Source organism: Rhizobium indicum (assembly GCF_005862305.2).
Classification (GTDB): Bacteria; Pseudomonadota; Alphaproteobacteria; order Rhizobiales; family Rhizobiaceae; genus Rhizobium; species Rhizobium indicum.
The window spans coordinates 4,748,278-4,773,770 of record NZ_CP054021.1 but is presented as its reverse complement, the minus strand read 5'-3'; the positions used below and the strand labels follow the sequence as shown (position 1 = coordinate 4,773,770).

The window sequence follows — 25,493 nt, the reverse complement described above, 5'->3', positions numbered from 1 at the left end:
CGGAGCTTGTTATGTCTTATCATGTGCAAAAATGCGGCCATGCGCGAAAATCCGGAAAGAGAATGGGCGTGGCTGTTGGCGCTGCGGTCATGCTGCTTTCCTTCCTTCAGCCTGCGGGGGCCGAGGAACTCGTCAATACCGGCTATTTCGGCGATATCGCGATCAAGGGCTACGACCCGGTCGCCTATTTCACTGAAAACCAGGCCGTCGAAGGATCCGAGACATATTCCCACCACTGGCTTGGCGCGACTTGGTATTTCGCCAGCGCTAAAAATCGCGACCTCTTCAAGGGCGATCCATCCAAATATGCGCCGCAATATGGCGGCTATTGCGCTGACGGCGTGTCTTTCGGGACAGTAACCACCAATATCGATCCGAAAGCCTGGCGGATCATCGATGGCAAACTGTACCTGAGCTATGATCCCGGGGCAGCCGAAGGCATGGAGAAAAATCCGACCAAGGTGACCGACTCGAAGAAACATTGGTCCGAAGTTCAGCAGACGCTGATTTCGGAGAAGATGCACACCGTCTGGCAGCAACCGGATACGAAATGAAGCCGCAACGCCCGACCCGTCAGGGTGTGGGTGAAAAGAACGTCAAGGCGCGCGGCGTGACATGGACGTATGACCTGTCGCGCTGCTCACCTGACGTGTTGCGGTAAACATATCCGCACACCATCCGGTCGAGGAAATACCCGTCGAATTTTTCGCAGAGACTGTCGCCTCGCACCTCGACGACACCGGTGATGTTGGTATTCGCGCTGCGATAGGCAGTGTTTCCAGCCTTGTCGAAATACTGGGTGAAATCCGTGCCGTTCTTGTGCTTGCCGGTCCAGCTCTTGCCGTCGACGAGATTGCGCAGGTCTGCCTCGCCGAGCCTGTCGGCTTGATTGCCTGTAAAACCGAAGGGCCATTCGGGAATGCCGGCCTTGCGCAATGCGGCTAGATGGCGCCGCAGATCGCCGTCCCGCCAGTAATCATAGAGATAACCGTAATAGGTGAGATTGCTTTCGGGGAAGAGCTCCAGCAGCTTTGCTGTCTCCGCTGCAGCCTTGGTTTCATTGCCCTGGTCGGCATAGGCCGCCGCCAGGTATTCGCGTGCCGGCTCGACCTTCGGCAGGCTGTCGAGCGTCGGCTCTATCAGCGAGATCGCGCGCTGATCGTCACCCGCGGTATAAAAGACGATCCCCGCCAGCAGTTGAAAACTCGACGCCGGCGAAGGGTCGAGCCGCAAAGCCTTTTCCATCTCCGTGATGGCCTGCCCGCTGCTTCCGGTGTGGACCAGTATGAGAGCGAGGTTGGCGGCGGCCTCCGCATCGTTCGGCTCCATGGCAACCGCCATGTTGGCGGAATTTTTGGCCTCCGTTTCGCGTCCATCCACCCATTGCAGCAGGGCAAGCACCGTGTGCGCCCTGGCATTGTTGGGATCGAGCTTGAGGGCTTGCCCGGCGGCGTCATAGGCGATCTTGCGGGCGACGGCAGCCGACCAGAGGTAATTATAGTCGTTGCGCCAGACATCGACGGCCACCCGCGCGATTCCCGCATGGGCATTGGCAAAGCCCGGATCGAGATCGATCGCTTTCTGGTAGAAGGACAGCGTCCGACGATAGGTATCGACATCCCTCAAGATGAAGCCTTCCTGCTCGGCCCGCATGTAAAAATCGTAGGCTTCGAGATTTTCGGTCGGGATCCGGGCCAGTTGGTCGCGCTCGCGGGCGCTGAGCTTGACCGACAGGGCCGAGATGATCTTGCCGATCACATCGTCCTGAACGGCAAAGAGGTCGGCATATTGGCGATCGTAGCGCTCAGCCCAGAGCGACAGGCCGCTGACCGCGTCAATCAGTTTGACATTGATCCGCAGCCGCGGCCCGGCGCGCTGCAAGGTTCCTTCGAGCACATATTTCACGCCGAGTTCGGCGGCCACGTCCTGGATCTTGCCGACGGAGTCCCGGATGGCGAAGACCGAGTGGCGGGCGATGACGAAAAGACCCGATACTTTGGACAATTCGGTGATCAGATCGTCCGTCAACCCCGCTGCAAGATGGTCGTGCTCAGTGTCGCCGCTGACATTGATGAAGGGCAGAACCGCGACTGAGGGCCTGTCCGGCAACGGATAGGCAAAACGTTCGCCAGGCCCCGGCGGCTTTGCCGGCATCCATGGCTGCCACCAGAGTGCTGCGCCCGCAAGCGCGAGGACAATGGCCGCTGCTATGCCGGCAACAAGACGGCGTCTCGGCAGCCGCCTGCGGGTCTTGATAGTCTTGCCGGCAGCAGTCGGGTCAAGCAGGATGCGATAGACCCGGATCGGTTCGGTGATGCTCTTCAACCGCTGTTCGCCGAGCGAAGCGAAACCGACCGGGATTTTCGATTTCACCTGGTCGTATGTCGTGCCCGATATGGCGATACCGCCCGGTTCCGCCTGCGCCTGAATTCGATCGGCGATATTGACGCCGTCACCCTGTATGTCTTCGCCCTCGACGATGATATCGCCGAGATTGATGCCGATCCGGAACTCGAGCCTGTGCTCCGGGAGGGCCGCAGCACTCTGCGTGGCTTTCAGTTGCTGGACCTCCACCGCGCAACGCAAGGCATCAACGACACTCTGGAATTCGACCAGCAGACCATCGCCCATGGTTTTGACCAGCCGGCCGTGATGACGCTCGATCGCCGGCTCGAAGATATCGTTCTGGTCCGCCTGAAAATGCGCACGGGTGCCCTCTTCGTCGATCTGGCTCAATCGACTGTAACCGACGACATCAGCGATCAGGATTGCTGCAAGACGGCGCTCCATCCCCGGTCTTTCCTGGAGAGCGAATGTATTATTAACAATATCCTACAGTATGTCCTACCGCGATGCTATCGTCGGACCGCGCGATATTCAACTTAGCGATGCTATCGGATGACAAAACAGACGTCTGCCGCCTACCCATTACGGGCTTGGCGGTGTGATCGATACTGGCGAATTCATCCTCCTTTCCCGATCCCGGTTGGTTTCGGGCCTGAGCGGCCACAGAATTATTGCACGCCGAGGCTGTTCAATTCACCCTTCGCGCCGTCATATTCGATGTATGTCGTGGGGCAGGAGGACAAGGCAGCCTCGAAACGTTGGCGCGCCTCCTGGGTGTTGCCACCCAACAGATACCATTCGCCATTGTAAAATGTGGCTTCGCAACGCTGGTTACTATCGGCCGCTTTCGCCATCAGTTCATCCGGTTTCAACTCGCCGAGAAAGAGACTGAAAACGGGATAGGGCCATGTTCCCTCGTCCGTTTTACTGGCCGCGATTTTGAGATCGGCGATTGCCTTTGAATCATTGCCCCGGCTTTGAGCCATAAAACGCCAGAGATGATAATAGGGAGCCGTCGGGGGATTCTCGGTTGTCCTAATGGCGAACCCTGTCGCGGCCTGCTCGTACTTTCCTGCGAAATAGTTCGCCATGGGGTCATTGACGATGAATTGACGTGTGTTGCTGATAGGCCAAAGCGACGCCGCCGCTATAATAACGAACAGAGTGCTGAAGGCTGTCGCCGCCGCGCCGAAACGAGGCGTCGGGCGTTCTCTCGGCCAGAAAGCCAACAGCAGCGACGATAGCGCGGCCCCGGTCAAGGCGCCGCCGAAATGTCCGGCATAATCGATGTTCTCACCGCCTCTTGCTGCCGAAAGGAATGGCAGCAGCGAGGGAATGAGAATTTGAGCTGCCCCGATCCGCAGGGTATCTGCAATCGGCCCTGAGCGGAAACGGAAGCTGGCAGCGATCACGGCTGCAAAAAGTCCGACAATCCCGCCGGAGGCGCCGACCCCGATCGTGTTCGGCGCATTGATCCACACCGATGCGACAGATCCGCCAAGGGCACTTGCGAAAAAAATCGCTGCAAACCAGCGCCAGCCGATCAGCCGTTCAAAGAGCCCTCCTGCGAACCATAAGGAAACGCAATTGAACACGAGATGGAGGATACCTCCATGCATGAAAGGTCCGGTAAACAGCCGCCACCATTGACCCTGCTCGACAATGCTTTGACGAAACGTCCCACCGAGGACGAAGAGAGTCCAATTGGTGGGAGTGCCGGCGACGGGCGGCTCGAGACCGAAGGTTAGTTCGCCGACATAGACCGCAATCAGAACGGCAAGAAGAACGTAGGTGAATACCGGATGGCCGCCGCTGTTGATCGCGGGTTCCGGCGCTTCGTCTTCGTCGTCCGGGGCGATCGAGCCAACTTCCTGCATGGTTTGGCGTTCGGCTTCGTAAGCTTCGGACAGCAATTCGACGAACTCATCGAATATCCTGTCCGAATTGCCCTGCAAGAGCTTCAGAGCAACGCCGACCTTGGCGCGTGAACCAACGAACCATTCCGGCAGCCGGCTCGCCAGCCCCCGTCTGACCAAGGTCCCGGCGACAGTGGGATCAAGGTGAAGAACGATGTTATCCGCATACTTGGTCTGGACTCTGCCAAAGCTTTGAATGGCGGACCACGGCAGTATCTGGCCAGGGAAATTCGGCAAACGGATTCCGGCCGTCGACATGACGAGTCCCGGCTCCACAGAGAAGAGCTTGGGCAACAGCAGCAATGCTAGTATCCCAAAAAACGCTGCGCCCGGCACCACGAAGAACCAAGCCACACGAGGGTCCTTATCCCTGGGGGGATGGAAGCCTAGCCAAATGATTCCTGCCGTGATGGCAACTATAACCAGGAAGATCAGAAGCAATTTGCCTCGGTTGTTGGCGTATTCCGATTTGCGCAATTCTTCAGGGTTCATCCAAAGTTCTCGCTAAAAAATATCGACCGCACGCGTGCCTGTTCAACGGCGCAAACGTGGCTCCCTGTAAGCACGGAGATGACATTGGATTGAATTTATCTACCTGGAATAGCACTTTGCAAGGCGCGTTTCGGAATGCTCAAGAAATTACGCATGATAATTCAATATGAAATACTCCAATCCATCATCACCCCGCAGCATCAGCAGAGTTGCCAAAAGCAGGCGAGTGTCGGAAGCTTATTTTCAGCTATCAGGCGATGGATTGCGAGATATGACGACAGCCTCTTCCACGGAGCCAACCAGGCACGGCAGCGCCCGGATCTGTCGCGGCTGCTGGGACCAGATGCATATGCCGATCCCGATCGGCGGTCCGCTTGCCTTGCCCTTCCGCGCCCTCGGCATCACCCGCAGCAAGATGAACCCCGATATCTGCACGATCTGCGAGCGCTCCTTCCAATATGTCAAGAAGCAGCGCCAGATCACCGTCGACGCCACCATCCTGTTTGCCGATATCAGGGGCTTCACGGATCTTTCGGAGCGCATCGAAGCGGTGCAGCTGAGCGAGATCGTCAGCCTGTTCCAGGATCGCTGCGCACAGGCGATCTGGGCGCATGACGGCATCGTCAACAAGCAGATGGGCGACGGCCTCATGGCGATCTTCAATTTTCCGATCGTCAGAAAGGATCACGCGGGCGCGGCGATCCTGGCTGCGCAGGAGATCCAGCAAAACTGCGCCGCCGCGCTGAACGGTCTGGCGCTCGAGGCATTGCCCGGTCGCACTCTCGGCGTCGGCGTCGGCATCCATTCCGGTGAGGTCCAGATCGGCGAATTCTCAAGCTTCCGCAGCGATTTCACCGCCATCGGCGGCGTCGTCAATCAGGCCGCAAGGCTGGAATCCCAGGCCGCCGCCGGTGAGATTCTGATCTCCTCCGAAACGGCGGCGAAGGCTGCCGATCTCGCCGCAGGCGCCGAAACCCGCATGCTTGTGCTCAAGGGCATCGAGCAGCCGGTGCAGGCACGGGTGCTGGCCAAGCCCTGAATTGCCAGCTGCGCTGCCAACCTCTTCCAAGCGTCTACACTGTCCTCAACGTGGCAGCCGCTGTTTCTCCCGCTGCGATTGCCGAACGCGTCAGATTGCAAGCCAATTAATCTTCCGGCAACGAACATTGCTTATCTCTATGCCATTCAAATCGTTGGGGTATTTCATGGGTAGTTTTTCTCTCTTTCACTGGCTGGTCGTCTTGATCCCGCTAACAGTGCCGTTGTTCTTCATTTTCAGAAACCCACCCGCCGGGCCGAACCGCTTCGGCGGCCTGCCTGACGCAATGGGTTTCGGCCAAGCGATCGGCAGCTACTTCAAGAAATATGTGGATTTCAGCGGCAGAGCCAGCCGATCGGGATTCTGGTTTTCGGCGGTCTTTGTCGCTCTCGTCAGCATCGCTTTGTACCTTGTTGATCGAACCGCAACATTGAACTTGATCTGGTCGCTGGCGACGTTTCTTCCCTCAATCGCCATGGCCGCTCGGCGTTTTCACGACATCAACCGAAGCGGATGGCACCAGCTTCTTGGGATTCTGTTTCCCATTGGAACGATTGCCGTCATCGTGTGGTATTGCAGAGCGCCGTCCGTGGATGACTCCAGGGCGTCCGTTTTCTGAGTATGGTGCGCCGGCGACGTGGGGATGGTTCTCGCGGTTTGAGCAGGACGGCGGCCGGAAGGTGATCGCGAGGCTGCCAAGCGCCTCTCTCTCTCTCTCTCTCTCTCTCTCAGTGTTTCATGCTACGCAATTCGGGAAAATCATAGTAACGCAGCCGTTTGTCGTGGCAGCGATAGTCGTTCTTTTTCAGGTACAGTATCATGTCGTGTTGCAAGCCCAGGCCGATATAGGACCAGTTCGGGTAGGCTCGTTCCGTCGTGCGCGTGCAATAAGCATATATCTGCTTTTCCGGATTGAGCAGAACCACGCTGGAAATCTCGGCCTTGACGAAGTTCCCCGGTTTAATGGTTCCCCGCAGAGCGTCGACGTACTCGCGTCGAACCGCGCTGGAAGGCGGCCGCTGGGAATCTACAACGGACTGCGGCGCCGGAGTCTGGCAGCCAGACAGTGCCAGCGGGACAGCGCAAACAAGGAATTTGACTTTCATTCAGTTGGATCTCCCTCTATCAAAGTTGATGGACCGGGTTTCCCGAAGGCGATGGCTGCAAGCAGCAACGTCGCACCCTGTGCTTCGAGGCTCCGCCTTGCAGGCTGCGCACCTCAGCTTGAGGAAGGTCGGAGGACGCCGCGCCCAACGACGCCGTCGCGCCGCTGTTCAACAAAGCCTTGAACAACGACGCGGCCGGAACCTTCGCCCCGCGTCAGGTCTTCATGCCGGTCAGCTCAGGAAACGGGTAGTAGCGCAGCCGCTTGTCGCGGCAGCGATCGTCATTCACTGTCGCGCCTAATATTTTGCCATCCGTAAAGGAGACGCCGAGATAGGCCCAGTCTCCCCAGCCGCGCTTGGGCACCAAACGGACGCAGTAAGCATAGATCTTTTTCTCAGGTTCAAGCACCACCACGCTGGAAATGCGAGCCCATACGACTTCTCCTGCTTCGTGCCGATAACTTCTCTTGAAGACGATATTGATGAAGTTCTGCCGGACGTCATTCGAGGGAGGACGCTGGGAATCCGCAACGGATTGCGACACAGGGGCGTTGCAGCCGGCCAGCATCAGCAGAGCGGCACAAGCAAGGACTTTCATTCTCATTCAGTTGAATCCCCAAAGAATCGGAGCGCGGTAACGCTGCGTATTTCCTACAAACACAGCGGGAATAATATTTGCAATACATCAACGGAATATTGTTGATGCTGGGGAATACCGGGCCGCGTGAAGACTGAATGTAGCCGGCGTCGCTCCTCCTATACTGGAGGGTTCACAACCGCGGCTTCGGCCCCGTCTTCATCATCATGGAGCGGCACGCCGGCTTCCAGCGCGGCCAGGATGAAGGCCTGCCGCACCGTCTCGGCCGGCATCCGTCCGGCAAGCCAGGCGCGGCAGAAATCGATCGCCCTTTGCTGGTGGACGCCGCCATTGACCGGCCAGTCCGAGACGAGTGCATAAAGCGCATCCTGCGGTGAGCGAAGAACCAGCCGTTCGCCGGAATCAAGGTCGATCGAGATGGGGTTTTCCCAGAAGGCAGAATGATCGCTAATGGCAGTAGTACCTAGAGGTGAAGTGACTGGGAAACTAACTGCGGGAGACCGATCTCGGTTCCAGTATTGGGCCGAATGATCGCCGCCGGACATCACCGGCGCCGGTAATTCATTCCAGGCTAAAGCAATGGCTGCCAGCAGCCACGCTGCGGCGCGTGCTTCGATGCTTCGCCCTGCGGGCTGCGCACCTCAGCATGACGGGCGTTGGAGCATGCCTTAGCGGATAGCCGGCGCTGGAGGATGCCGCGCCAACGCTCAAGAGAGCCTCACCCTGAGGTGCCCACAAGGGCCCTCGAAGGGCGGGGCGGGTGCGCCGGCTTCGCAGCGCCATAAGCTTGGGAACTATTCACACTTTCGAACAAACAGTTCGTTTCCCTTTTGTACTCTTTCCCTCTTCACTTTCGCGCTGACTCTCTCCATATTCGCGCCATGGCCAAATCTCCGAAGAAATCCCCCGCCCCGAATGGCTTCGAGGAAGCCCCTCAATCGTCTTTTGAGGGAGCCCCCCTCTCAGGCTCGGTTGCCGATTGGGTGAAGCAGCTGGAGGCCGATGCCGAAACCTCGGGCGTCGAGACGCAGCGCCAGATCGCCTCCAAGGCCGGCAAGCATCGCAAGAAGGTGGAAATCGCCGCCAGGACGAAAACCAGCGACGGCGGCGTCAGCGCGTCGAAATCGGCGCGCGGCACCTCCATGGGCGGCTCGACCGATCCGAAGACGCGCGCGGCCGCCGGCCTCAATCCCGTCTCCGGCATGGATACGACGCTGGAAGAGGCCTCGTCGCTGCAGGCCGGCACCGCCGTCACCGCCACGGTCGAAGCGCTGTCGGCGCTGATCGAGAGCGGCAATCCGCTGCACAAGAACGGCAAGATCTGGACGCCGCACCGCCCTGCCCGGCCCGATAAATCCGAAGGCGGCATCGCCATCCGCATGCAGTCGGACTACGAGCCGGCCGGCGACCAGCCGACCGCCATCCGCGATCTCGTCGAGGGGCTGGAGAATGGCGACCGCAGCCAGGTGCTGCTCGGCGTCACCGGCTCCGGCAAGACCTTCACCATGGCCAAGGTGATCGAGGCGACGCAGCGCCCCGCCGTGATCCTGGCGCCGAACAAGACGCTGGCCGCCCAGCTCTATTCCGAATTCAAGAATTTCTTCCCCGACAATGCGGTGGAATATTTCGTTTCCTACTACGATTATTACCAGCCGGAAGCCTATGTGCCGCGCTCCGACACCTATATCGAGAAGGAATCCTCGATCAACGAGCAGATCGACCGCATGCGCCACTCGGCGACGCGCTCGCTGCTCGAACGCGACGACTGCATCATCGTCGCCTCGGTCTCCTGCATCTACGGTATCGGCTCGGTCGAGACCTATACGGCGATGACCTTCCAGATGTCGGTCGGCGACCGGCTGGACCAGCGCCAGCTGCTGGCTGACCTCGTCGCCCAGCAATACAAGCGCCGCGATATGGATTTCACCCGCGGCTCCTTCCGGGTGCGTGGCGACACGATCGAGCTCTTCCCCGCCCACTTGGAAGATGCCGCCTGGCGCATCTCGATGTTCGGCGACGAGATCGACGCGATCACCGAGTTCGACCCGCTCACCGGCCAGAAGGTCGGCGACCTGAAATCGGTGAAGATCTACGCCAATTCGCACTATGTCACCCCGCGCCCGACGCTGAACGGCGCCATCAAGTCGATCAAGGAGGAGCTCAGGCTTCGCCTCGCCGAACTGGAAAAGGCCGGCCGCCTGCTGGAGGCCCAGCGCCTGGAGCAGCGCACCCGCTATGATATCGAAATGCTCGAGGCGACAGGCTCCTGCCAGGGCATCGAGAACTATTCGCGTTACCTCACCGGCCGCGACCCCGGCGATCCGCCGCCGACGCTGTTCGAATATATCCCCGACAACGCCCTCGTCTTCATCGACGAAAGCCATGTCACCGTGCCGCAGATCGGCGGCATGTACCGGGGCGACTTCAGACGCAAGGCGACGCTGGCCGAATACGGCTTCCGCCTGCCCTCCTGCATGGACAACCGGCCGCTGCGCTTCGAGGAATGGGACGCCATGCGCCCCGACACCATCGCCGTCTCGGCCACGCCCGGCGGCTGGGAGATGGAGCAGTCCGGCGGCGTCTTCGCCGAACAGGTGATCCGCCCGACCGGCCTGATTGACCCGCCGGTCGAGGTCCGCTCGGCCCGCAGCCAGGTGGACGACGTGCTCGGCGAGATCCGCGAGACGGCGGCCAAGGGCTACCGTACCCTCTGCACCGTGCTGACCAAGCGCATGGCCGAGGACCTGACCGAATATCTGCATGAGCAGGGCGTGCGCGTGCGCTACATGCACTCCGACATCGACACGCTTGAGCGTATCGAGATCCTCCGCGATCTCCGCCTCGGCGCCTTCGACGTACTCGTCGGCATCAACCTTTTGCGCGAAGGCCTCGACATTCCCGAATGCGGCTTCGTCGCCATCCTCGACGCCGACAAGGAAGGCTTCCTGCGCTCGGAGACCTCGCTGATCCAGACGATCGGCCGCGCCGCGCGTAACGTCGATGGCAAGGTCATCCTCTATGCCGACCAGGTCACCGGCTCGATGAAGCGAGCGATGGAGGAAACCAGCCGCCGCCGCGAAAAGCAGATGGTCTATAACCAGGAACACGGGATCACGCCGGAATCGGTCAAGGCCAGGATCAACGACATCCTCGACAGCGTCTACGAACGCGACCACGTCCGCGCCGATATCTCGGGCGCCTCGGGCAAGGGCTTCGCCGATGGCGGCAACCTCGTCGGCAACAACCTGCAGACCCATCTCAACGCGCTCGAAAAGAGCATGCGCGACGCCGCCGCCGACCTCGACTTCGAAAAAGCCGCCCGCCTCCGCGACGAGATCAAACGCCTCAAGGCTGCCGAGCTGGCGATTATGGACGATCCCATGGCGCGCGAGGAGTCGAAGGCGATGGAAGGCGTCAGACGGAACGCCAAAGCGACCCGCGAGTCCCTTCTCCCAGCCGGCGAGAAGGTTCCCGGCAAGGCGGATGAGGCGGCCACCCCCTCCTACTTCTCAAGACCCAGCCTCGACGACATGGGCCCAGGCACCGACACCACCACCCCTCTCTTCCGCAAACCCGCTCTGGATGAGATGGGCCGCGACATCGCCGACCCCACGAAGAAGACCCTCTTCCGCAAGAACGACCTCGATGAAATGACGGTCGGCCGAACGGAAAAGCCGGTCATCGGACAGGTGCCTGAAAAGCCGGAGGTCGCCAAGAGCACGAAGCGGTTTTCACCGTTGCTTGACGCGCAGCCGGAACGCGACGACGTGCGGCCGGTCGTGCGCGGGAAGACGGGCGTGGGGAGCTATGAGGACCCGGGCGAGCAGAAGCGCAAGGGGCGGACGAAGGGGAAGACCGGGCGGCCGGGGCGGTGATTGGTAAGACCAGCTTTTGATCGACGTCGATTGAACAACAGGCGCCTTATGCCCGGAAACTAACCCCCAATTGAAACAGGCTACACAACGTGCCCGCCAAGATCAGAAGCAAAAAACGTGAGATTGGGGAAAAGGAACTTTGTCCATGCGGATCGGGAATAAAATATAAATATTGCCACAAGAAGACAACAAAGAAATACTTTGAGTTCGACAATGGGGATGTTGTTGCGGAGGTTGCAATACCCCAGGAACTCGTTAATCAGCTTGAAGAGAGTCGTAAGGAATTCAAAAATATATTTGGTCGCAGTCCATATAAATCCGACCCAGTGTTCTGGAATAGGGCTGAACTAAAAGAAAACACAATATTAAAACGCACTAAAAAAGTAATGAGAGCCGCAAAAGTACCTGAAGAACTCATTTTCGCTTACGAAAAAACCGGGCTCATCATTGCGAGCGACTCCCCAGCAACGTCTCGCGCAGAGAGAGAAGAGTTCCGGAGCGCAGTTAAGGAGTATTTTCAGCTAAAGGAAGACAACAGCGATCCTTTCTATATATTCACGTACCTCGATTCACACAGTATTATTCCTTTTTAAGAATAAAGAAAATTTTGAGTGAGATATCTATAGTATGTAACCTGTCTGTAAATTACACAATAAATTCAATAAAAATTGAGAATGAATTTGATAGGAAGATCTACATTCTTTCGAGCTTCAGATCCGCACTCCAGTCGATTGAATTTATTGCAGAAACGATCAATGATCTGTACCGTGACGAATGCCTTATAATTTCGCGCGCAATTGTTGAACATTATCTTAGAATAAAGTCTCTGCGGCTGGAAAGCCTTGATAATAAAGTTGTTTTATATGAAGCGCTCGCATCGCGAGGTCTGTTGGGGTATGCAACCCGCCCCAACGGGAAGACAGACTACAGCAAAGTCATTTCCGAACAAGGACAACTTATTGATATTGCTTATACGTACAGGTCATTGGCAAAACAGACTGGAGATCCAAAAGATATTTTCCTCTACGAATATATTTACAGAGCTTTGTCTAATTTTGTTCACAGAGACGCCTCTGACCGTATTATTACGGCAATGAGAAAAAGTGATTTGAGGTTTGTAATTACAGACGTAAATGACGATGAGATTTCCGGAACATACATATGCGCCAAAATTATATTGTATTATTTGCAGGAATTTCTCAAAAACGATTGGATTAATAAGAAAACGGTAAAAGACATTAAGCGCAAGCTAGGTGAATTATCTCCTCACCTTGATCTCCTAGAGACTAACCCTGAGATCGCGGAATTGGGATTTTAGACTGCTCAGCTTGACGGAGCTTGACGAGCGCCAACTATCGGCCAAGCCCGAGGCTCAAGAAGGCGCGAAACACTCTCGCAGTTTCAGAATGGTTTTGTGGGACAGGGACCAATGCCAGAACTCCGCATCGACCCCTTCCCCTCCGCCGCCGAACTCGACGCCCTCTGGTCCGCCGCGTGGGGCACCCCTGCCCCGCGCGACTTCTCCTCGATCTTGTCCCGCAGCCTCGCCCATATCGGCGCCTACCACGACAACCAGCTCATCGGCTTCGTCAACGTCGCATGGGATGGCGGCATCCACGCCTTCATCCTCGATACATCGGTCCATCCCGACATGCGAAGGCAAGGCATCGCGACGCGCATGGTTCGGCAAGCGACGAGCCTCGCCCGTGAGCGCGGCGCCGAATGGCTGCATGTCGATTTCGAGCCACACCTGACCGGCTTCTACCGCGCCTGCGGTTTCAGGCCGACGAAGGCAGGCCTCATCAAGCTCGTGTGAGGTCTCCCGCGCGGGAAGCCTGAACAAGTCGAAGCCAACAGCAACCTGCGATAGTGACGCGAATGCTCCGCGCGACGTAGCGCCAACGAAGATCCTGCTGAAAACACAATTTTCGCGAGAGCTTCCCACCCGAACATGAAAGATAATACTATTTACGAAACCAAAGTATGACTTTGAGTTCTCAAATTAAAATTCGTTTCCCCAGTATTTCATCCTTAGTTTTTCATTAAAAAAGCAATGAAAAGACACAATTTTGCATTGAAAACTTAATCGGGGATTGGCATAGATCCCCGAGGGGTTGTCGTCCGCCGAGCAATAAAACAGTTCTTTCGGGGATGTCTCATATTGCCGAGTACAAAGCATCTTTTGGGGAAAGATATATATATGGCCTTGAATATTCTGGACACGAACGGCGCCACAGTTACCAAGACCGGCGCTGAGTTCGAAGCTTACGATGTTATCCGCGACTCTGGAGCCAGCCCCGCCGCACCTGTCTCTCTCACCGTCTCCGATTCCTCCGTGGCCGATCTGGCCGACGAGTTGGGCTCTGTCTCGGCCAACGTGACCGGGTCGAGCGGCGACAACACGATCAAGACAGGCGCCGGCAACGACACCATCATAGGCGGCGACGGCGCGGACACGCTGAACGGGGGCGCCGGCAGCGACACCATCAAAGGCGGAGCGGGAAATGACCTGTTGACCGGTGGTGAAGGCAACGACCAGATCTCCGGCGGCACTGGAAACGATATCATCCGCGGCGGAGCGGGTGACGATACGATCACTGACAATGATGGTTATAGCATTACGACAGAGGACTTCGATATCGATGCAGGCGATGGCAACGATAAAGTGAATTTGCAAGGTGGTCCCGCCGTTTATTCTGGATCAATCGATGGCGGTGCCGGCACTGACGTACTGCGAGCTTACAAGCTTAGCGGTCTGACGATAAAGAATGTCGAGACACTTGAAACGACGGGTGCAACCGTTACCGGCACGGCCGCGCAATTCGAAGGCTTCGACAAGATCGTCTATCTGGATGGCACGGAGAGCGCCGGCGTCGAGCTAACGTTGACGGACAGTGCGCATGCCGATCTCTCCGATGAACTGGTAAACCGGTCTGTGAGGATCGGTGGGACCGCCTCCGGCATCGACGTCAAAACCGGCGGCGGAGACGACCTGTTAGCTGGCACCAACGGCAACGACACTTTCGACGGCAGCGCTGGCAATGACTGGCTTAGTGGCGATTTCGGAAATGATGTGCTGATTGGAGGAGACGGCGACGACCACCTCTTAGGCGACGCTGGCAGCGATGTCATCAGAGGAGGCGTCGGCAACGATTCAATCTATGATTCCGCCAACGCTGAAGTCTTCGACATAGATGCAGGCGACGGCGATGACGCGGTGTACCTGCAGAGCTCGAACCTTCTCGAAGATTCAGGAATAGTCGATGGAGGCGCCGGCACCGATACGCTGGAAGCCACCAATCTGATCGGCCTGACGATCCGAAACTTCGAAATTCTTGGTGCAGGGCCGGACATCGTCGGGTCGGCAGCGCAGTTCGAAAGCTTCGATAAGATCATTCACCGCTCGCTGACGTTGGCGGACAGCGCGCATGCCGACCTCTCCGATGAGTTGGCGAGCCTCGCCGTGTCCATCAGCGGCAGCGCCTTCGGCATCGATGTCACAACAGGTAGCGGCGACGACCAACTGTCTGGTACCGACGGCAACGACACTTTCGACGGCAGAGCCGGGAACGACATGATCTATGGTTATGCTGGGAACGACATGCTGGTTGGAGGCGAAGGCGACGACCAAATTTACGGTGATATCGGCAATGACGTGATTAAGGGCGGAGCGGGCGACGATAGAATCCTCGACAGCGCTTTTTACATCGATGGGGAAATCTTCGATATCGATGCAGGCGACGGCAGAGATCTTGTTAGCCTGGAGAACGCCTTCAGCGTGGGGGCTTCAGGAACAGTGGATGGCGGCGACGGTGTCGATACGTTGCAAGCCTTTAATTTTGAAGGCCTGACAATCCGAAACTTTGAAACTCTGGAAACACAACGCATCGCTGTGGTCGGTTCAGCCGCACAGTTCGAGAGTTTTGACAAGATCGTCATATATGACGAGCCGGGCTACGAGAATGAGGTCGTGTCCCTGGTATTAACGGATAGCAGCCATGCCGATCTCGCCGACGAGCTCGCAAACCGTCCGACCTATATATATGGTGGCGCTTTTGGCATCGACGTCGAGACCGGTAGCGGCCGTGACCACTTCTATGGAACCGCTGGCAACGACACATTCGCAGGTAATGCCGGCGACGACACATTCGAAGGTAATGCCGGCGACGACACGATCTACGGCGGCGCTGGCAGCGACACCGCGATCCTCATCGGCAATTTTGCCGATTATTCCTTAGCGTTGAACAATGGCAGCCACATCCTGACAAGTGCTTTCGAGGGCAAGGATACGCTGACAGAGGTCGAATTCGCCCGTTTTGCTGACGGCGTCTACGATTTCGCTGCGGAAACCTTCAAGCCCGACAACGCCGCGCCGACCAACATCCAGCTCTCGAAAACCGCCCTCTCCGAGGACACGCCGATCTGGACCACGGTCGGTCTGCTCAGCGCCAAGGACGCAGATGGCGACGCGCTCACCTATACGCTGCTCGACGGCGCGAACGATCACTTCCGGATAAAGGGCGACCGCATCGTCACCTCGAAGGCTCTGGATTACGAGACCGACAAGTCGCACACCATCAAGGTTGCCGTTTCCGACGGCAAGGTCACCGTCGAGAAGGACATTACGATCAGCGTCCTCGACGTCAACGAGGCCCCCGTCAACAAGGCGCCGACCAATCTCGCCTTCTCACGCAACTCGATCTCCGAGAATATCGCGATCGGCACCTCGGTCGGCCTTCTCTCGGCGCGCGATCCGGAAGGCGGCATGGTGAAGTGGCGGCTGACGGATGATGCCAACGGCATCTTCAAGCTCGTCGGCAACAAGATCCAGACGAAGGCTGCAATCGACTACGAAAGCACCCATAGCCTGACCTTCACCGCCGAAGCCTATGACGCGGCCGGAAACGCCACCAGCCATGACTTCACGGTGGCCGTGAAGGACGTCTTCGAGCCGTCGATTTCGAGCCTGCTGCACGACGCGCTTATCTAGCAACGACCTTGTCGCGGGACGCAGAAATGCGTCCCGCGACAAGGGCAGGAGGCCCGCGTAGCTGCTTAAACGGACACCCGGCGCTGCTACTGCCCCGAGTTCCAACCTGCGGTCGCCGCTTTCCAAAGAAAGTGGCTGCCGCCTCCGACACTGACCTTCTCCACCCGGAACGGCAGAAAAGACACAATCCGTTCTTGCAGAATCCAACGCATCTGGAAAGTTTAACATGGCCTTGAATATTCTGGACACGAACGGCACGACGCTTACCAGGACCGGCGCTGAGTTCGAAGCATACGACCTTATCCGCCACTCCGAAGCCACTCCCCTCGCCGCCGTCACTCTGGTCGTCTCCGATTCCAGCGTGGCAGATCTGGCTGACGAACTGGGCGCGGTTTCCGCGAGCGTGACGGGCTCTAGCGGTGACAACACGATCACGACGGGCGCAGGCAATGACACCATCTCGGGTGGTGACGGTGCAGACACGCTGACCGGCGGCGACGGCAACGACAAGCTCTTCGGCGGCGCCGGCGATGACGTCATCAAGGGTGGTGCCGGCGACGATTTGATTGTCGATGAAGGTTCTACGACCGGCGTCTTCAATATCGATGCCGGTGAAGGCAAGGACACCGTGTTGTTGTCACAGGTGCCTGGCAGTACACCCTCGGGCAAAGTCGATGGCGGTCCCGGTGTCGACACGCTGCAAGCCACCAATTTGACCGGCCTGACGCTCAAAAGCTTCGAAATCCTTGACACGCAAGGATTGGAAGTTACCGGATCGTCCGCGCAGTTCGAAAGCTTCGAGAAGATTATCACCCCCAACCTCGGTCCCGGCTTCACTCCTACGATCACCTTGCGGTTGACGGACGACGCCCATGTCGATCTCTCGCAGGAGATCGGGCCCAGCGTGGTCTACATCTCTCCTGACAAGGACACTACCAGTATCGACGTCACCACCGGCGGCACCCGGGACCATCTCATCGGGCTCAGCGGAAATGACATCCTGGATGGAGGCGCCGGTGACGACGTCATCGACGGCAATGCAGGAAATGACCGGTTGACCGGCGGAGCTGGCAACGACACCATCGATGGCGGCTACGGAAACGACGTCATCAGGGGCGGCGCCGGCAACGACAAGATTATGGATGGCCAATTTTTCAGTGGCATTGGCTCCGAAGCCTTCGACATTGATGCCGGCGATGGCAATGACACCGTGATCTTGCAGAACTATGACAGCATCGCCGATTCCGGAACGGTCGATGGCGGTGCCGGCACTGACAAACTGCAGGCCGGTCTTCTGACGGGCCTGACGATCAAGAACTTCGAAATCCTTGATACGGGAACATGGGCGATTGGCTCGGCGGCGCAGTTCGAAAGCTTCGACAAGATCACAAACACGGACAATCCGGCCAATATCATCCTCATGCAAGTGACGGACGGCGCCCATCTCGATCTTTCCGACGAGTTGGGAAGCCGTAAGGTCCAAATCGTCGGCAGCGGCTCCAGCATGGACGTGACGACGGGTAGCGGCGACGACCTCTTGGGCGGTACCGCTGGCAATGACACTTTAGATGGCGGAGACGGGAATGACGGGCTCTCCGGCCGTCTCGGCAATGACGTCATCAGGGGCGGTGCGGGTAACGACTCGATCAGCGATGGCGATAGTTTTGCTAACGTCGCTGAGGTCTTCAATATCGATGCTGGCACTGGCGACGACGGCGTGACCCTGGTCAAGGGCCTCTTCGGTCATCAGATGTCCGGAACAGTCGATGGCGGCTCCGGCATCGACACGCTAAAAGCCAATGATATGACGGGCCTGACGATTAAGAACTTTGAAATCCTCAGCGCGTCGGCGATCGAGACTAAAGGATCGTCCGCTCAGTTCGAAAGCTTCGACAAGATCATCAGCTCGACCGGTCCGACCGATCAGTTTCCCATCTCCCTGAGATTGACGGACGGCAGCCATCTCGATCTTTCCGACGAACTGGCAAACAATTCGGTCACCATCGGCGGCACGGACTCCAGTATCGACGTCAAGACCGGCGGCGGCAACGACTATCTACACGGTGCCGCTGGCAATGACATTTTGGACGGCGGCACCGGCAACGACACGATCTCTGGCAATGGCGGCAATGACAAGCTGACCGGCGGTGCGGGCAACGACGCAATCTTCGACGGCGACAATGTTTCCACCACTCCCGAGACCTTCGATATCGACGCCGGCGAAGGCAACGATGCGATCACCTTGCGGACACACTCTTCCGCGATTTCCGGAGTGATCGACGGCGGCGCCGGCACGGATACGCTGCGCGTCATCGAGCCGACCTTGGGCCCCAGCATGGAATTCATCGGGCTTGCCGGCCTGACGATCAAGAACGTCGAAATTCTTGAAACGGCGGGAGCCGAGGTTCTTGCTTCGGCCGCCCAGTTCGAAAGCTTCGACAAGATCGTCAAATACGAAATGCCGGGCTATGAGAACGATGTCCTCGCACTGACGTTGACGGACAGCGCCCATGCCGACCTCTCCGACGAACTGGCCAGCCGCCACGTAGACATCTTCGGCACCGCCTTCGGCATCGACGTCAAGACCGGCGGCGGCGACGACTATTTCTTCGGAACCGGCGGCAATGACAGGTTCGAAGGCGGCGCCGGCAACGACGTGCTTTTGGGCGGTGCGGGCATCGATACGGCGGTCTTCTCAGGCAATTTCGCCAAATACACCTTCGCATTGAACAATGGCAGCCACATCCTGACGAGCGCCCTGGAGGGCAAGGATACGCTGACCGATGTTGAATTCGCCCGTTTTGCCGACGGCGTCTACGATTTCGCCAAGGGAAAGTTCACGCCCGACGGCAGCAACAGCGCGCCCACCAATATACAGCTCTCGAAAACTTCCCTGTTGGAGAGCACACCGATCTGGACCACGGTCGGCCTGCTCAGCGCCAAGGACGCCGATGGCGACGCGCTCACCTATACGCTGATCGACGGAGCCAACGACCACTTCCGGATCAATGGCAACCGCATCGTCACCTCGAAGGCGCTGGACTACGAGACCGCCAAGTCACACACGATCAAGGTCGCTGTTTCGGATGGCAAGGTCACGGTCGAAAAGGACATCACCATCAACGTGCTCGACGTCAACGAGGCCCCCGTCAACAAGGCGCCGACCAATCTCGCCTTCTCGCGCAGCTCGATCTCCGAGAATGTCGCGATCGGCACCTCCGTCGGCCTGCTCACGGCGAAGGATCCGGAAGGCGACACAGTGAAATGGCGGCTGACGGACGATGCCGACGGCATCTTCAAGCTCGTCGGCAACAAGATCCAGACCAAGGCTGCGATCGACTACGAAAGCACCCACAGCCTGACCTTCACCGCCGAAGCCTATGACGCGGTCGGAAACGTCACGAGCCACGATTTCACGGTGGCAGTAAAGGACGTCTTCGAGCCGTCGTTTGCGCTGTCGCATGAGGCATTGATCTAGCCGCAACAGAATTGCCGGGCACCGAGGTGGGACTTGCAGTCGTGCAAGCCCCACCGATGGGTGGCCGCGCGAAATCAGGCACGCATCAGTCAAACCGCTCGTCGATATGCTCCACCTGAGCGGAAATCACATTGTCGATAACGACATGCGACAGCAGCGTCGGGCCGACGGCCCATAGCTCGCGCATGTGGTCCGTATCCTCGTGCCGGCGATGCGCTTCCTCGCTGGTGAAGGCCTCTGCCAACAGAATCTTGTCGGGATGCTCGGGCATCGGCACCAGCTCGATATAGAGACAATCCGGGTCGAGCCGGCTCTGTTCGAGATGGTTCTGCGCCGCGGCCAGATAGGCATGGCGCTTTCCAGGCTTGGTCATGAAGAATCCGACGATGCATTTCATCTCACCCTCCCCAGCTTGATTTGGAAGTCTCGCCCGGGCGCCTGTCACAAACAAGCGTGGGGCGTGGTCATTCGAACGGGGCCGATGACCACGACAGATCCTGACAACCCGCCCCTAAAATGCCGCTCCACCTCAGCGCCCGACTCCGCTATGATTCACCGCTCATCGAGGAGAGCCCGCATGCGCCTGCCCACATTCATTCTCGCCCTCGCCGTGTCGGCGGTCGCAGCCTTGCCGGCATCGGCGCAGACCTACAAGACGCCGAAGGCGCTGCTCAAGGCGCTCTATAGCTACGACACCGATAACAGCGACGCCGAGGCGCCCTCGCCTTATTCGACCTTCTTCTCCGACCACCTGAACAAGATTCTCCAGACCGATCTCGACAACACGCCGGAAGGCGATGTCGGCGCGATCGACTTCGATCCCGTCATCGCAGGCCAGGACGGCGCCGCGAGCGACGTCAGGATCGGCCAACCGATCCTGCTGGATGACAAGGCCGAGGTGGAGGTGCAGTTTGAAAACGGCGAAGAGGTGACGCTCTTCTATACTCTGGTGCGCGAACACGGCGGCTGGAAGGTCGACGATATCGCCAACCAGCAGGGTGATAATCCGTGGAGCTTGAGCGGGTTGCTGGGGGATGCGCAGTAGGTGGGAAGCCTTTGGGGGGCTCGCCTACGACGAGGATGGAGCGGACAATTGCACTAGCTGTAGAATAAAAGCCGCAGGCGCCAAAGAGAGCCCTCATGGTGAGGAGGCCCAAGGGGCCGTCTCGAACCTCGAGGCGGGCGTGGAAACTCCTCCCACCTGCATTCCACAAAGCCCCTATGCAGAATCGAAGGCAATGGCGCCGGTGGCCGCCCCCGTCCTTCGAGGCTTCGCCCTGCGGGCTACGCACCTCAGGATGAGGGCGGAGCAAAGACGGCGCGAGGAACACTGGAGAGCAGACTCTGCGATCCTCTTCACCTTGAGGGCTGATCGATGTGCCCGCCACCCCGACCGCCCCACGAAATCCCTGCCCGGCTATCGAATCCGCCCGTCATCCCGTTTCGGCACGGAATCCCGATATGGGACAGCCGTGCAAGAATCCGTTAACCCATCGTCAAGTATCTGAATCTTCGGCATTTCCCGACATTGATGCGGGCATGGCACAATAATCTCGCTTGCTTTTTGCCCGAAATGCTGGCACGAATTGACTTACTCGGGCATTTGCATGCCGGTGACTGGACTGATGTGGTAATCCCTTCCGTTTGGAAGGCGGCGCGGGACTACCCGCCTACGTAGACGTTCTTTCCCCGTACGTGACTTCTCCGACTGACCCTTCGTCCCAATCGATCGGGGCGAAAGCTAAAGCCGTCCGCTTCCTCTCGGGGGCGCGGATACTACACAGACTAAGGGAAAAGGACGATCCCAATGGCCACCAAGGGCACCGTAAAATTCTTCAACCAGGACAAGGGTTTTGGTTTCATCACGCCGGACGGCGGCGCAAAGGACGTTTTTGTCCATATCTCTGCGCTGCAGGCTTCTGGCATCCAGTCGCTGCGCGAAGGCCAGCAGGTTACCTTCGACACCGAGCCGGACCGCATGGGCAAGGGCCCGAAGGCTGTCAACATCTCGGCTTCGTAAGTTAGACATCGCTTCGGCGGCATGAACGGCGCTCCGCAAGGGGCGCCGTTTCTGTTTGTGGTGCGGCTGTCATTTGTCGATCGCATTGGCAAGTGTTATATGCGCGCTTTATGGATGCCCGCCCCATGCGGGGTGACGGCGCCGCGCTGCGGCCCCCGGTAACAAGGAACAATGGAACGTCGATGACGCAGAAGAGGCCGATTTTTGCGGTCGCCCCGATGATCGATTGGACGGATCGGCATTGCCGTTATTTCCACCGGCAGATCAGTCGCGAGGCGCTGCTCTATACCGAGATGGTGGTGGCGGATGCGATCATCCATGGCCCACGCGATCGGCTGCTCGGCCATGACGCTGCCGAGCATCCGCTGGCGCTGCAGCTCGGCGGATCGGACCCGGCAAAGCTTGCCGAGGCGGTGAAGATCGCCGAGCCCTACGGTTACGATGAGATCAACCTCAATGTCGGCTGCCCTTCCGACCGCGTGCAGTCCGGCACCTTCGGCGCCTGCCTGATGCTGACGCCGGAGACGGTGGCCGCATGCGTCGCTGCGATGAAGGCAGTCGCGACCGCGCCGGTGACGGTGAAATGCCGGATCGGCGTCGACGAGCAGGAGCCGGAACGGGCGCTGCCCGAGCTGATCAGCCGCGTTCTCGATGCCGGCGCCGACGCGATCTGGATCCATGCCCGCAAGGCATGGTTGAAGGGCCTGAGCCCCAAAGAGAACCGCGAGATCCCGCCGCTCGACTACGAGATCGTCTATCGGATGAAACAACGCTGGCCCGATGTCTTCATCGGCATCAATGGCGGCATCCGCACGCTCGACGAGGCGGCAACCCACCTTGCCCATGTCGACGGCGTTATGCTTGGCCGCGCCGCCTATCAGAATGCCGCGATCCTTGCCGACATCGACCAGCGCTTCTTCGGCGCGCCGGCGAGCGCGCCGGACTGGGAGGCGTTGCGTGACCGGATGATGACCTATGCCGAACGCCACATCGCCAGCGGCGGCCGGCTGCAGCATGTGGCGCGCCACATGGTCGGCCTCTTCACCGGCCTGCCCGGCGCAAGGCGCTACCGTCAGATCCTCTCGACCGATGCGGCAAAAACCGGCGCCGGGCCGGAGGTGCTGGCGGCAGCCTTTGCGGCGGTGGATTTTTCGGGGACGGAGCAGGAAGCGGTCAGCGCCTGACGTGAGGTGATGCCTCGTCATGGCGCTGAGGTGAAGCGTCAGGACCGGGCCATCGGCAGCAAGATCTTCTTCTCGACCCGGCCCGCCACTGAGAACACCAGGATCTCCGTCTCCCTGCCGATCCGGCTGCCATCCATCAATCGGGCGATATCATCGACGCCGCCGACCGGGCTGCCGTCGATGGCGAGGATATAATCGCCCTCCTGCAGCCCTCCCTTTGCCGCCGGCCCCTCCGGCTCGACGCGCCGGATGCGAACGGAGGTCGTCTGCACCGTGCCCGCCGCAAGCGCCACCCGGCGCGGCAGCACGATCGTATCGCCTGCTATGCCGATGAAGGCGCGCCTGACCTGGCCATAGCAAAGAATCTCCGAAACCACGAAGTTGGCCGTATTCGACGCCACTGCAAAGGCGATGCTCTGCGCCCCCTGGATGACGGCGGTGTTGACGCCAATCACCTCCCCGCCCGAAGACACCAGCGGCCCGCCCGAGTTGCCGGGATTGAGCGCCGCATCGGTCTGGATGACATCCTCCATCGGCCGGCCGCTGGCAGCCCGCATCGACCGGCCGAGCGCCGAGACGATACCGGCGGTAACAGTCCATTCGAAGCCGAGTGGGTTTCCGATCGCGATTGCGATATGCCCCCTGCGCAGGCGCTGGGAGTCTCCGAGCTTCGCCCAGGCGCCGGTGCTTGTATTGGCGCGAATGAGGGCGATATCGGTATCCACATCCCGGCCGAGCACCCGACCCTCGGTGACGAAGCCATCGGGCGTGGTGATGCGAACGGCCTTGGCGTCGTCGACGACATGGTTGTTGGTGATGATCAGACCGTCAGGCGAAATAGCGAAGCCCGACCCGTGCCCTTGCCGGCCTCCCACCCTCTCGATCCGGCTGACTGCCGGCCCGACGATATCGACTGCGGCTGCGATCGATTGCGAATAGGCATCGATCAGCGCCCCATCATTCTGAGGCGCTATGTCCTTATCCATGTAACCCATGATTTGATCCTCAGGCGGCAATAACGGCCGTCCCGTCGCCGGCGAAGCCGTCGCGATTGCGACGGTCCGCCATGGCGCTGTTCTATGAGGATTAGATGGTTGGACGATGAACCGTGTTCAAGTGAGCGCCGGCAGCGGCATGCATGCGGTGGCAGAACGGGAACACACCTACCCCGGACAGATATATTGAACTACCCGGATGGATATATTGAACGAATAATAAAAAAATGGCTCATTACAGACGTTCGCCGCTAAAAACAGTCACCTTCGCTATGAACTAGCCTGAGGGGCCGACAGTCGAGATACCGTGGATTAAAAGAAATGTTCACAGCGCGAAGAGCCAAGCGAGGATCACCCAGCCCCTCGCGTCATGCGAAATGGCCAGGTGCTACCCCCATCTCGCGGACAGATACAAACTTCTGTCATATCAACAGAATAGAAAGAGGCATTCAATAAGCACATCAACATATTCCGAGCCGGTTGATCAAGCGCGGCCTTCTTGCCCCTAGCCTCCGGCGCAACGGCGCTCATAGCCTCGCCAACTCTACCCGCAACGACGCAAACTTCTGACCGCATGAATCCAAACCAACCCCAACAACGGAGCCAAAAGATGAGCACAGTCACAACCAAGGACGGCGTCGAGATCTTCTACAAGGATTGGGGGCCGAAGAGCGCCCAGCCGATCATGTTCCATCACGGCTGGCCGCTATGCTCCGACGACTGGGACGCCCAAATGCTGTTCTTCCTTGAGAAGGGCTACCGCGTCGTTGCTCACGACCGGCGCGGCCATGGCCGCTCGACCCAGGTGGGCGACGGTCATGACATGGATCACTACGCCGCCGATGCCGCAGCCGTCGTCGAGCATCTCGATCTCAGGAACACCGTCCATGTCGGCCATTCCACCGGCGGCGGCGAAGCGACCCATTATGTCGCCCGCCACGGCCAGCCGCAGGGCCGCGTCGCCAAGCTTGTGATCATCGGCGCCGTGCCGCCCCTCATGGTGAAAACGGATGCCAATCCCGGCGGCCTGCCGATCGAAGTCTTCGACGACCTGCGCAAGCAGCTCGCCGCCAACCGCTCGCAATTCTATCGCGATCTGCCGGCCGGTCCGTTCTACAGCTTCAACCGGCCGGGCGCGAAAGTGTCGGAACCGATCATCAACAATTGGTGGCGCCAGGGCATGATCGGCGGCGCCAAGGCGCATTACGACGGCATCAAGGCCTTTTCGGAAACCGACTTCACCGAAGACCTGAAGATCATCACCGTGCCGACCTTCGTCATGCACGGCGATGACGACCAGATCGTGCCGATCGCCGACTCCGCCCCGCTCTCGGCCAAGCTGCTGCAGAATGCCACGCTGAAGGTCTACGAGAAATTCCCGCACGGCATGTGCACCACCCATGCCGATATCATAAACCCCGACATCCTCGCCTTCATCAAAGGCTGATCCGTGA

At 58.9% G+C, this 25,493-nt stretch carries 20 protein-coding genes; 13 read left to right on the top strand and 7 right to left on the bottom strand.

Annotation, left to right across the window (positions count from 1 at the left end; all coding sequences use genetic code 11):
• Positions 1-62: 62 nt before the first annotated feature.
• On the top strand, positions 63-554 hold the full coding sequence (locus FFM53_RS23255; protein ID WP_138329040.1) for a YHS domain-containing (seleno)protein: 492 nt from the start codon (positions 63-65) through the stop codon (positions 552-554).
• A gap of 19 nt (positions 555-573) precedes the next feature.
• Here FFM53_RS23255 and FFM53_RS23250 read toward each other — a convergent pair whose 3' ends face one another.
• Complete coding sequence (locus FFM53_RS23250; RefSeq protein ID WP_138387399.1) at positions 574-2,790, bottom strand: adenylate/guanylate cyclase domain-containing protein; 2,217 nt, start codon at positions 2,788-2,790, stop codon at positions 574-576.
• A gap of 224 nt (positions 2,791-3,014) precedes the next feature.
• Positions 3,015-4,754, bottom strand: coding sequence for a rhomboid family intramembrane serine protease (locus tag FFM53_RS23245; RefSeq protein WP_138387398.1), 1,740 nt, complete (start codon positions 4,752-4,754; stop codon positions 3,015-3,017).
• Between the two features lie 271 nt (positions 4,755-5,025).
• Here FFM53_RS23245 and FFM53_RS23240 point away from each other — a divergent pair, with 271 nt between their 5' ends.
• Both FFM53_RS23240 and FFM53_RS23235 read left to right on the top strand, forming a co-directional pair.
• Complete coding sequence (locus FFM53_RS23240) at positions 5,026-5,793, top strand: adenylate/guanylate cyclase domain-containing protein (protein ID WP_138387397.1); 768 nt, start codon at positions 5,026-5,028, stop codon at positions 5,791-5,793.
• Positions 5,794-5,959: 166 nt separating this feature from the next.
• Entirely contained in the window at positions 5,960-6,412 is a 453-nt protein-coding gene (locus tag FFM53_RS23235; RefSeq protein WP_138387396.1) for a DUF805 domain-containing protein, read from the top strand.
• Between the two features lie 109 nt (positions 6,413-6,521).
• On the opposite strand, the gene FFM53_RS23230 is transcribed toward FFM53_RS23235, so the two are convergent.
• The 3 genes from FFM53_RS23230 to FFM53_RS23220 form a co-directional block, all read right to left on the bottom strand.
• Positions 6,522-6,899: a hypothetical protein gene (locus FFM53_RS23230; RefSeq protein ID WP_138387395.1), complete on the bottom strand. Its 378-nt coding sequence runs from the start codon at positions 6,897-6,899 to the stop codon at positions 6,522-6,524.
• Between the two features lie 214 nt (positions 6,900-7,113).
• Positions 7,114-7,503 (bottom strand): hypothetical protein, encoded by a 390-nt coding sequence (locus tag FFM53_RS23225; RefSeq protein ID WP_138387394.1) that lies wholly within the window; start codon positions 7,501-7,503, stop codon positions 7,114-7,116.
• A 152-nt stretch (positions 7,504-7,655) separates the two neighbouring features.
• Complete coding sequence (locus FFM53_RS23220; RefSeq protein WP_138387393.1) at positions 7,656-8,042, bottom strand: DUF982 domain-containing protein; 387 nt, start codon at positions 8,040-8,042, stop codon at positions 7,656-7,658.
• A gap of 336 nt (positions 8,043-8,378) precedes the next feature.
• On the opposite strand from FFM53_RS23220, the gene uvrB reads away from it, so the two are divergent.
• The 6 genes from uvrB (at position 8,379) to FFM53_RS23190 (ending at position 19,840) form a co-directional block, all read left to right on the top strand.
• Positions 8,379-11,372 carry an excinuclease ABC subunit UvrB gene (uvrB, locus tag FFM53_RS23215; RefSeq protein WP_138387392.1) on the top strand — a complete coding sequence of 998 codons (2,994 nt, stop codon included), beginning with the start codon at positions 8,379-8,381 and terminating at the stop codon, positions 11,370-11,372.
• A gap of 89 nt (positions 11,373-11,461) precedes the next feature.
• Positions 11,462-11,965 (top strand): SEC-C domain-containing protein, encoded by a 504-nt coding sequence (locus FFM53_RS23210; RefSeq protein WP_138387391.1) that lies wholly within the window; start codon positions 11,462-11,464, stop codon positions 11,963-11,965.
• 14 nt (positions 11,966-11,979) lie between these two features.
• Positions 11,980-12,690, top strand: a complete 711-nt coding sequence (locus tag FFM53_RS23205) for a hypothetical protein (RefSeq protein WP_138387390.1) — start codon at positions 11,980-11,982, stop codon at positions 12,688-12,690.
• A 111-nt stretch (positions 12,691-12,801) separates the two neighbouring features.
• Positions 12,802-13,188 carry a GNAT family N-acetyltransferase gene (locus tag FFM53_RS23200; protein ID WP_138387389.1) on the top strand — a complete coding sequence of 129 codons (387 nt, stop codon included), beginning with the start codon at positions 12,802-12,804 and terminating at the stop codon, positions 13,186-13,188.
• 384 nt (positions 13,189-13,572) lie between these two features.
• Positions 13,573-16,362 (top strand): metal-binding protein, encoded by a 2,790-nt coding sequence (locus tag FFM53_RS23195; protein ID WP_138387388.1) that lies wholly within the window; start codon positions 13,573-13,575, stop codon positions 16,360-16,362.
• A 226-nt stretch (positions 16,363-16,588) separates the two neighbouring features.
• Positions 16,589-19,840 carry a metal-binding protein gene (locus FFM53_RS23190; protein ID WP_138387387.1) on the top strand — a complete coding sequence of 1,084 codons (3,252 nt, stop codon included), beginning with the start codon at positions 16,589-16,591 and terminating at the stop codon, positions 19,838-19,840.
• A gap of 85 nt (positions 19,841-19,925) precedes the next feature.
• Here FFM53_RS23190 and FFM53_RS23185 read toward each other — a convergent pair whose 3' ends face one another.
• The gene (locus FFM53_RS23185) at positions 19,926-20,237 is read right to left on the bottom strand and encodes a putative quinol monooxygenase (RefSeq protein WP_011652481.1); all 312 of its coding nucleotides are present in this window, start codon (positions 20,235-20,237) and stop codon (positions 19,926-19,928) included.
• Between the two features lie 180 nt (positions 20,238-20,417).
• Between FFM53_RS23185 and FFM53_RS23180 the strand changes: the two genes are divergently transcribed.
• The 3 genes from FFM53_RS23180 (at position 20,418) to dusA (ending at position 23,044) form a co-directional block, all read left to right on the top strand.
• On the top strand, positions 20,418-20,885 hold the full coding sequence (locus FFM53_RS23180) for a DUF3828 domain-containing protein (protein WP_138387386.1): 468 nt from the start codon (positions 20,418-20,420) through the stop codon (positions 20,883-20,885).
• Positions 20,886-21,647: 762 nt separating this feature from the next.
• Complete coding sequence (locus FFM53_RS23175) at positions 21,648-21,860, top strand: cold-shock protein (protein ID WP_003540801.1); 213 nt, start codon at positions 21,648-21,650, stop codon at positions 21,858-21,860.
• A 182-nt stretch (positions 21,861-22,042) separates the two neighbouring features.
• On the top strand, positions 22,043-23,044 hold the full coding sequence (gene dusA / locus FFM53_RS23170; RefSeq protein WP_138387385.1) for a tRNA dihydrouridine(20/20a) synthase DusA: 1,002 nt from the start codon (positions 22,043-22,045) through the stop codon (positions 23,042-23,044).
• Positions 23,045-23,082: 38 nt separating this feature from the next.
• Here dusA and FFM53_RS23165 read toward each other — a convergent pair whose 3' ends face one another.
• Positions 23,083-24,039 (bottom strand): S1C family serine protease, encoded by a 957-nt coding sequence (locus FFM53_RS23165; protein ID WP_138387384.1) that lies wholly within the window; start codon positions 24,037-24,039, stop codon positions 23,083-23,085.
• A 610-nt stretch (positions 24,040-24,649) separates the two neighbouring features.
• On the opposite strand from FFM53_RS23165, the gene FFM53_RS23160 reads away from it, so the two are divergent.
• Positions 24,650-25,486, top strand: a complete 837-nt coding sequence (locus tag FFM53_RS23160; protein ID WP_138387383.1) for an alpha/beta fold hydrolase — start codon at positions 24,650-24,652, stop codon at positions 25,484-25,486.
• Positions 25,487-25,493: the final 7 nt, after the last annotated feature.

Bases quoted from the DNA above. Each gene is read 5' to 3' on its own strand.
- FFM53_RS23255 (WP_138329040.1), top strand. From the start codon at position 63: ATGGGCGTGGCTGTTGGCGCTGCGGTCATGCTGCTTTCCTTCCTTCAG.
- FFM53_RS23225 (WP_138387394.1), bottom strand. From the start codon at position 7,503: ATGAGAATGAAAGTCCTTGCTTGTGCCGCTCTGCTGATGCTGGCCGGC.
- FFM53_RS23165 (WP_138387384.1), bottom strand. From the start codon at position 24,039: ATGGGTTACATGGATAAGGACATAGCGCCTCAGAATGATGGGGCGCTG.
- FFM53_RS23240 (WP_138387397.1), top strand. From the start codon at position 5,026: ATGACGACAGCCTCTTCCACGGAGCCAACCAGGCACGGCAGCGCCCGG.
- FFM53_RS23230 (WP_138387395.1), bottom strand. From the start codon at position 6,899: ATGAAAGTCAAATTCCTTGTTTGCGCTGTCCCGCTGGCACTGTCTGGC.
- FFM53_RS23195 (WP_138387388.1), top strand. From the start codon at position 13,573: ATGGCCTTGAATATTCTGGACACGAACGGCGCCACAGTTACCAAGACC.
- FFM53_RS23250 (WP_138387399.1), bottom strand. From the start codon at position 2,790: ATGGAGCGCCGTCTTGCAGCAATCCTGATCGCTGATGTCGTCGGTTAC.
- FFM53_RS23200 (WP_138387389.1), top strand. From the start codon at position 12,802: ATGCCAGAACTCCGCATCGACCCCTTCCCCTCCGCCGCCGAACTCGAC.
- FFM53_RS23160 (WP_138387383.1), top strand. From the start codon at position 24,650: ATGAGCACAGTCACAACCAAGGACGGCGTCGAGATCTTCTACAAGGAT.
- FFM53_RS23235 (WP_138387396.1), top strand. From the start codon at position 5,960: ATGGGTAGTTTTTCTCTCTTTCACTGGCTGGTCGTCTTGATCCCGCTA.
- FFM53_RS23190 (WP_138387387.1), top strand. From the start codon at position 16,589: ATGGCCTTGAATATTCTGGACACGAACGGCACGACGCTTACCAGGACC.
- uvrB (WP_138387392.1), top strand. From the start codon at position 8,379: ATGGCCAAATCTCCGAAGAAATCCCCCGCCCCGAATGGCTTCGAGGAA.
- FFM53_RS23220 (WP_138387393.1), bottom strand. From the start codon at position 8,042: ATGTCCGGCGGCGATCATTCGGCCCAATACTGGAACCGAGATCGGTCT.
- FFM53_RS23185 (WP_011652481.1), bottom strand. From the start codon at position 20,237: ATGAAATGCATCGTCGGATTCTTCATGACCAAGCCTGGAAAGCGCCAT.
- FFM53_RS23180 (WP_138387386.1), top strand. From the start codon at position 20,418: ATGCGCCTGCCCACATTCATTCTCGCCCTCGCCGTGTCGGCGGTCGCA.
- dusA (WP_138387385.1), top strand. From the start codon at position 22,043: ATGACGCAGAAGAGGCCGATTTTTGCGGTCGCCCCGATGATCGATTGG.
- FFM53_RS23175 (WP_003540801.1), top strand. From the start codon at position 21,648: ATGGCCACCAAGGGCACCGTAAAATTCTTCAACCAGGACAAGGGTTTT.
- FFM53_RS23245 (WP_138387398.1), bottom strand. From the start codon at position 4,754: ATGAACCCTGAAGAATTGCGCAAATCGGAATACGCCAACAACCGAGGC.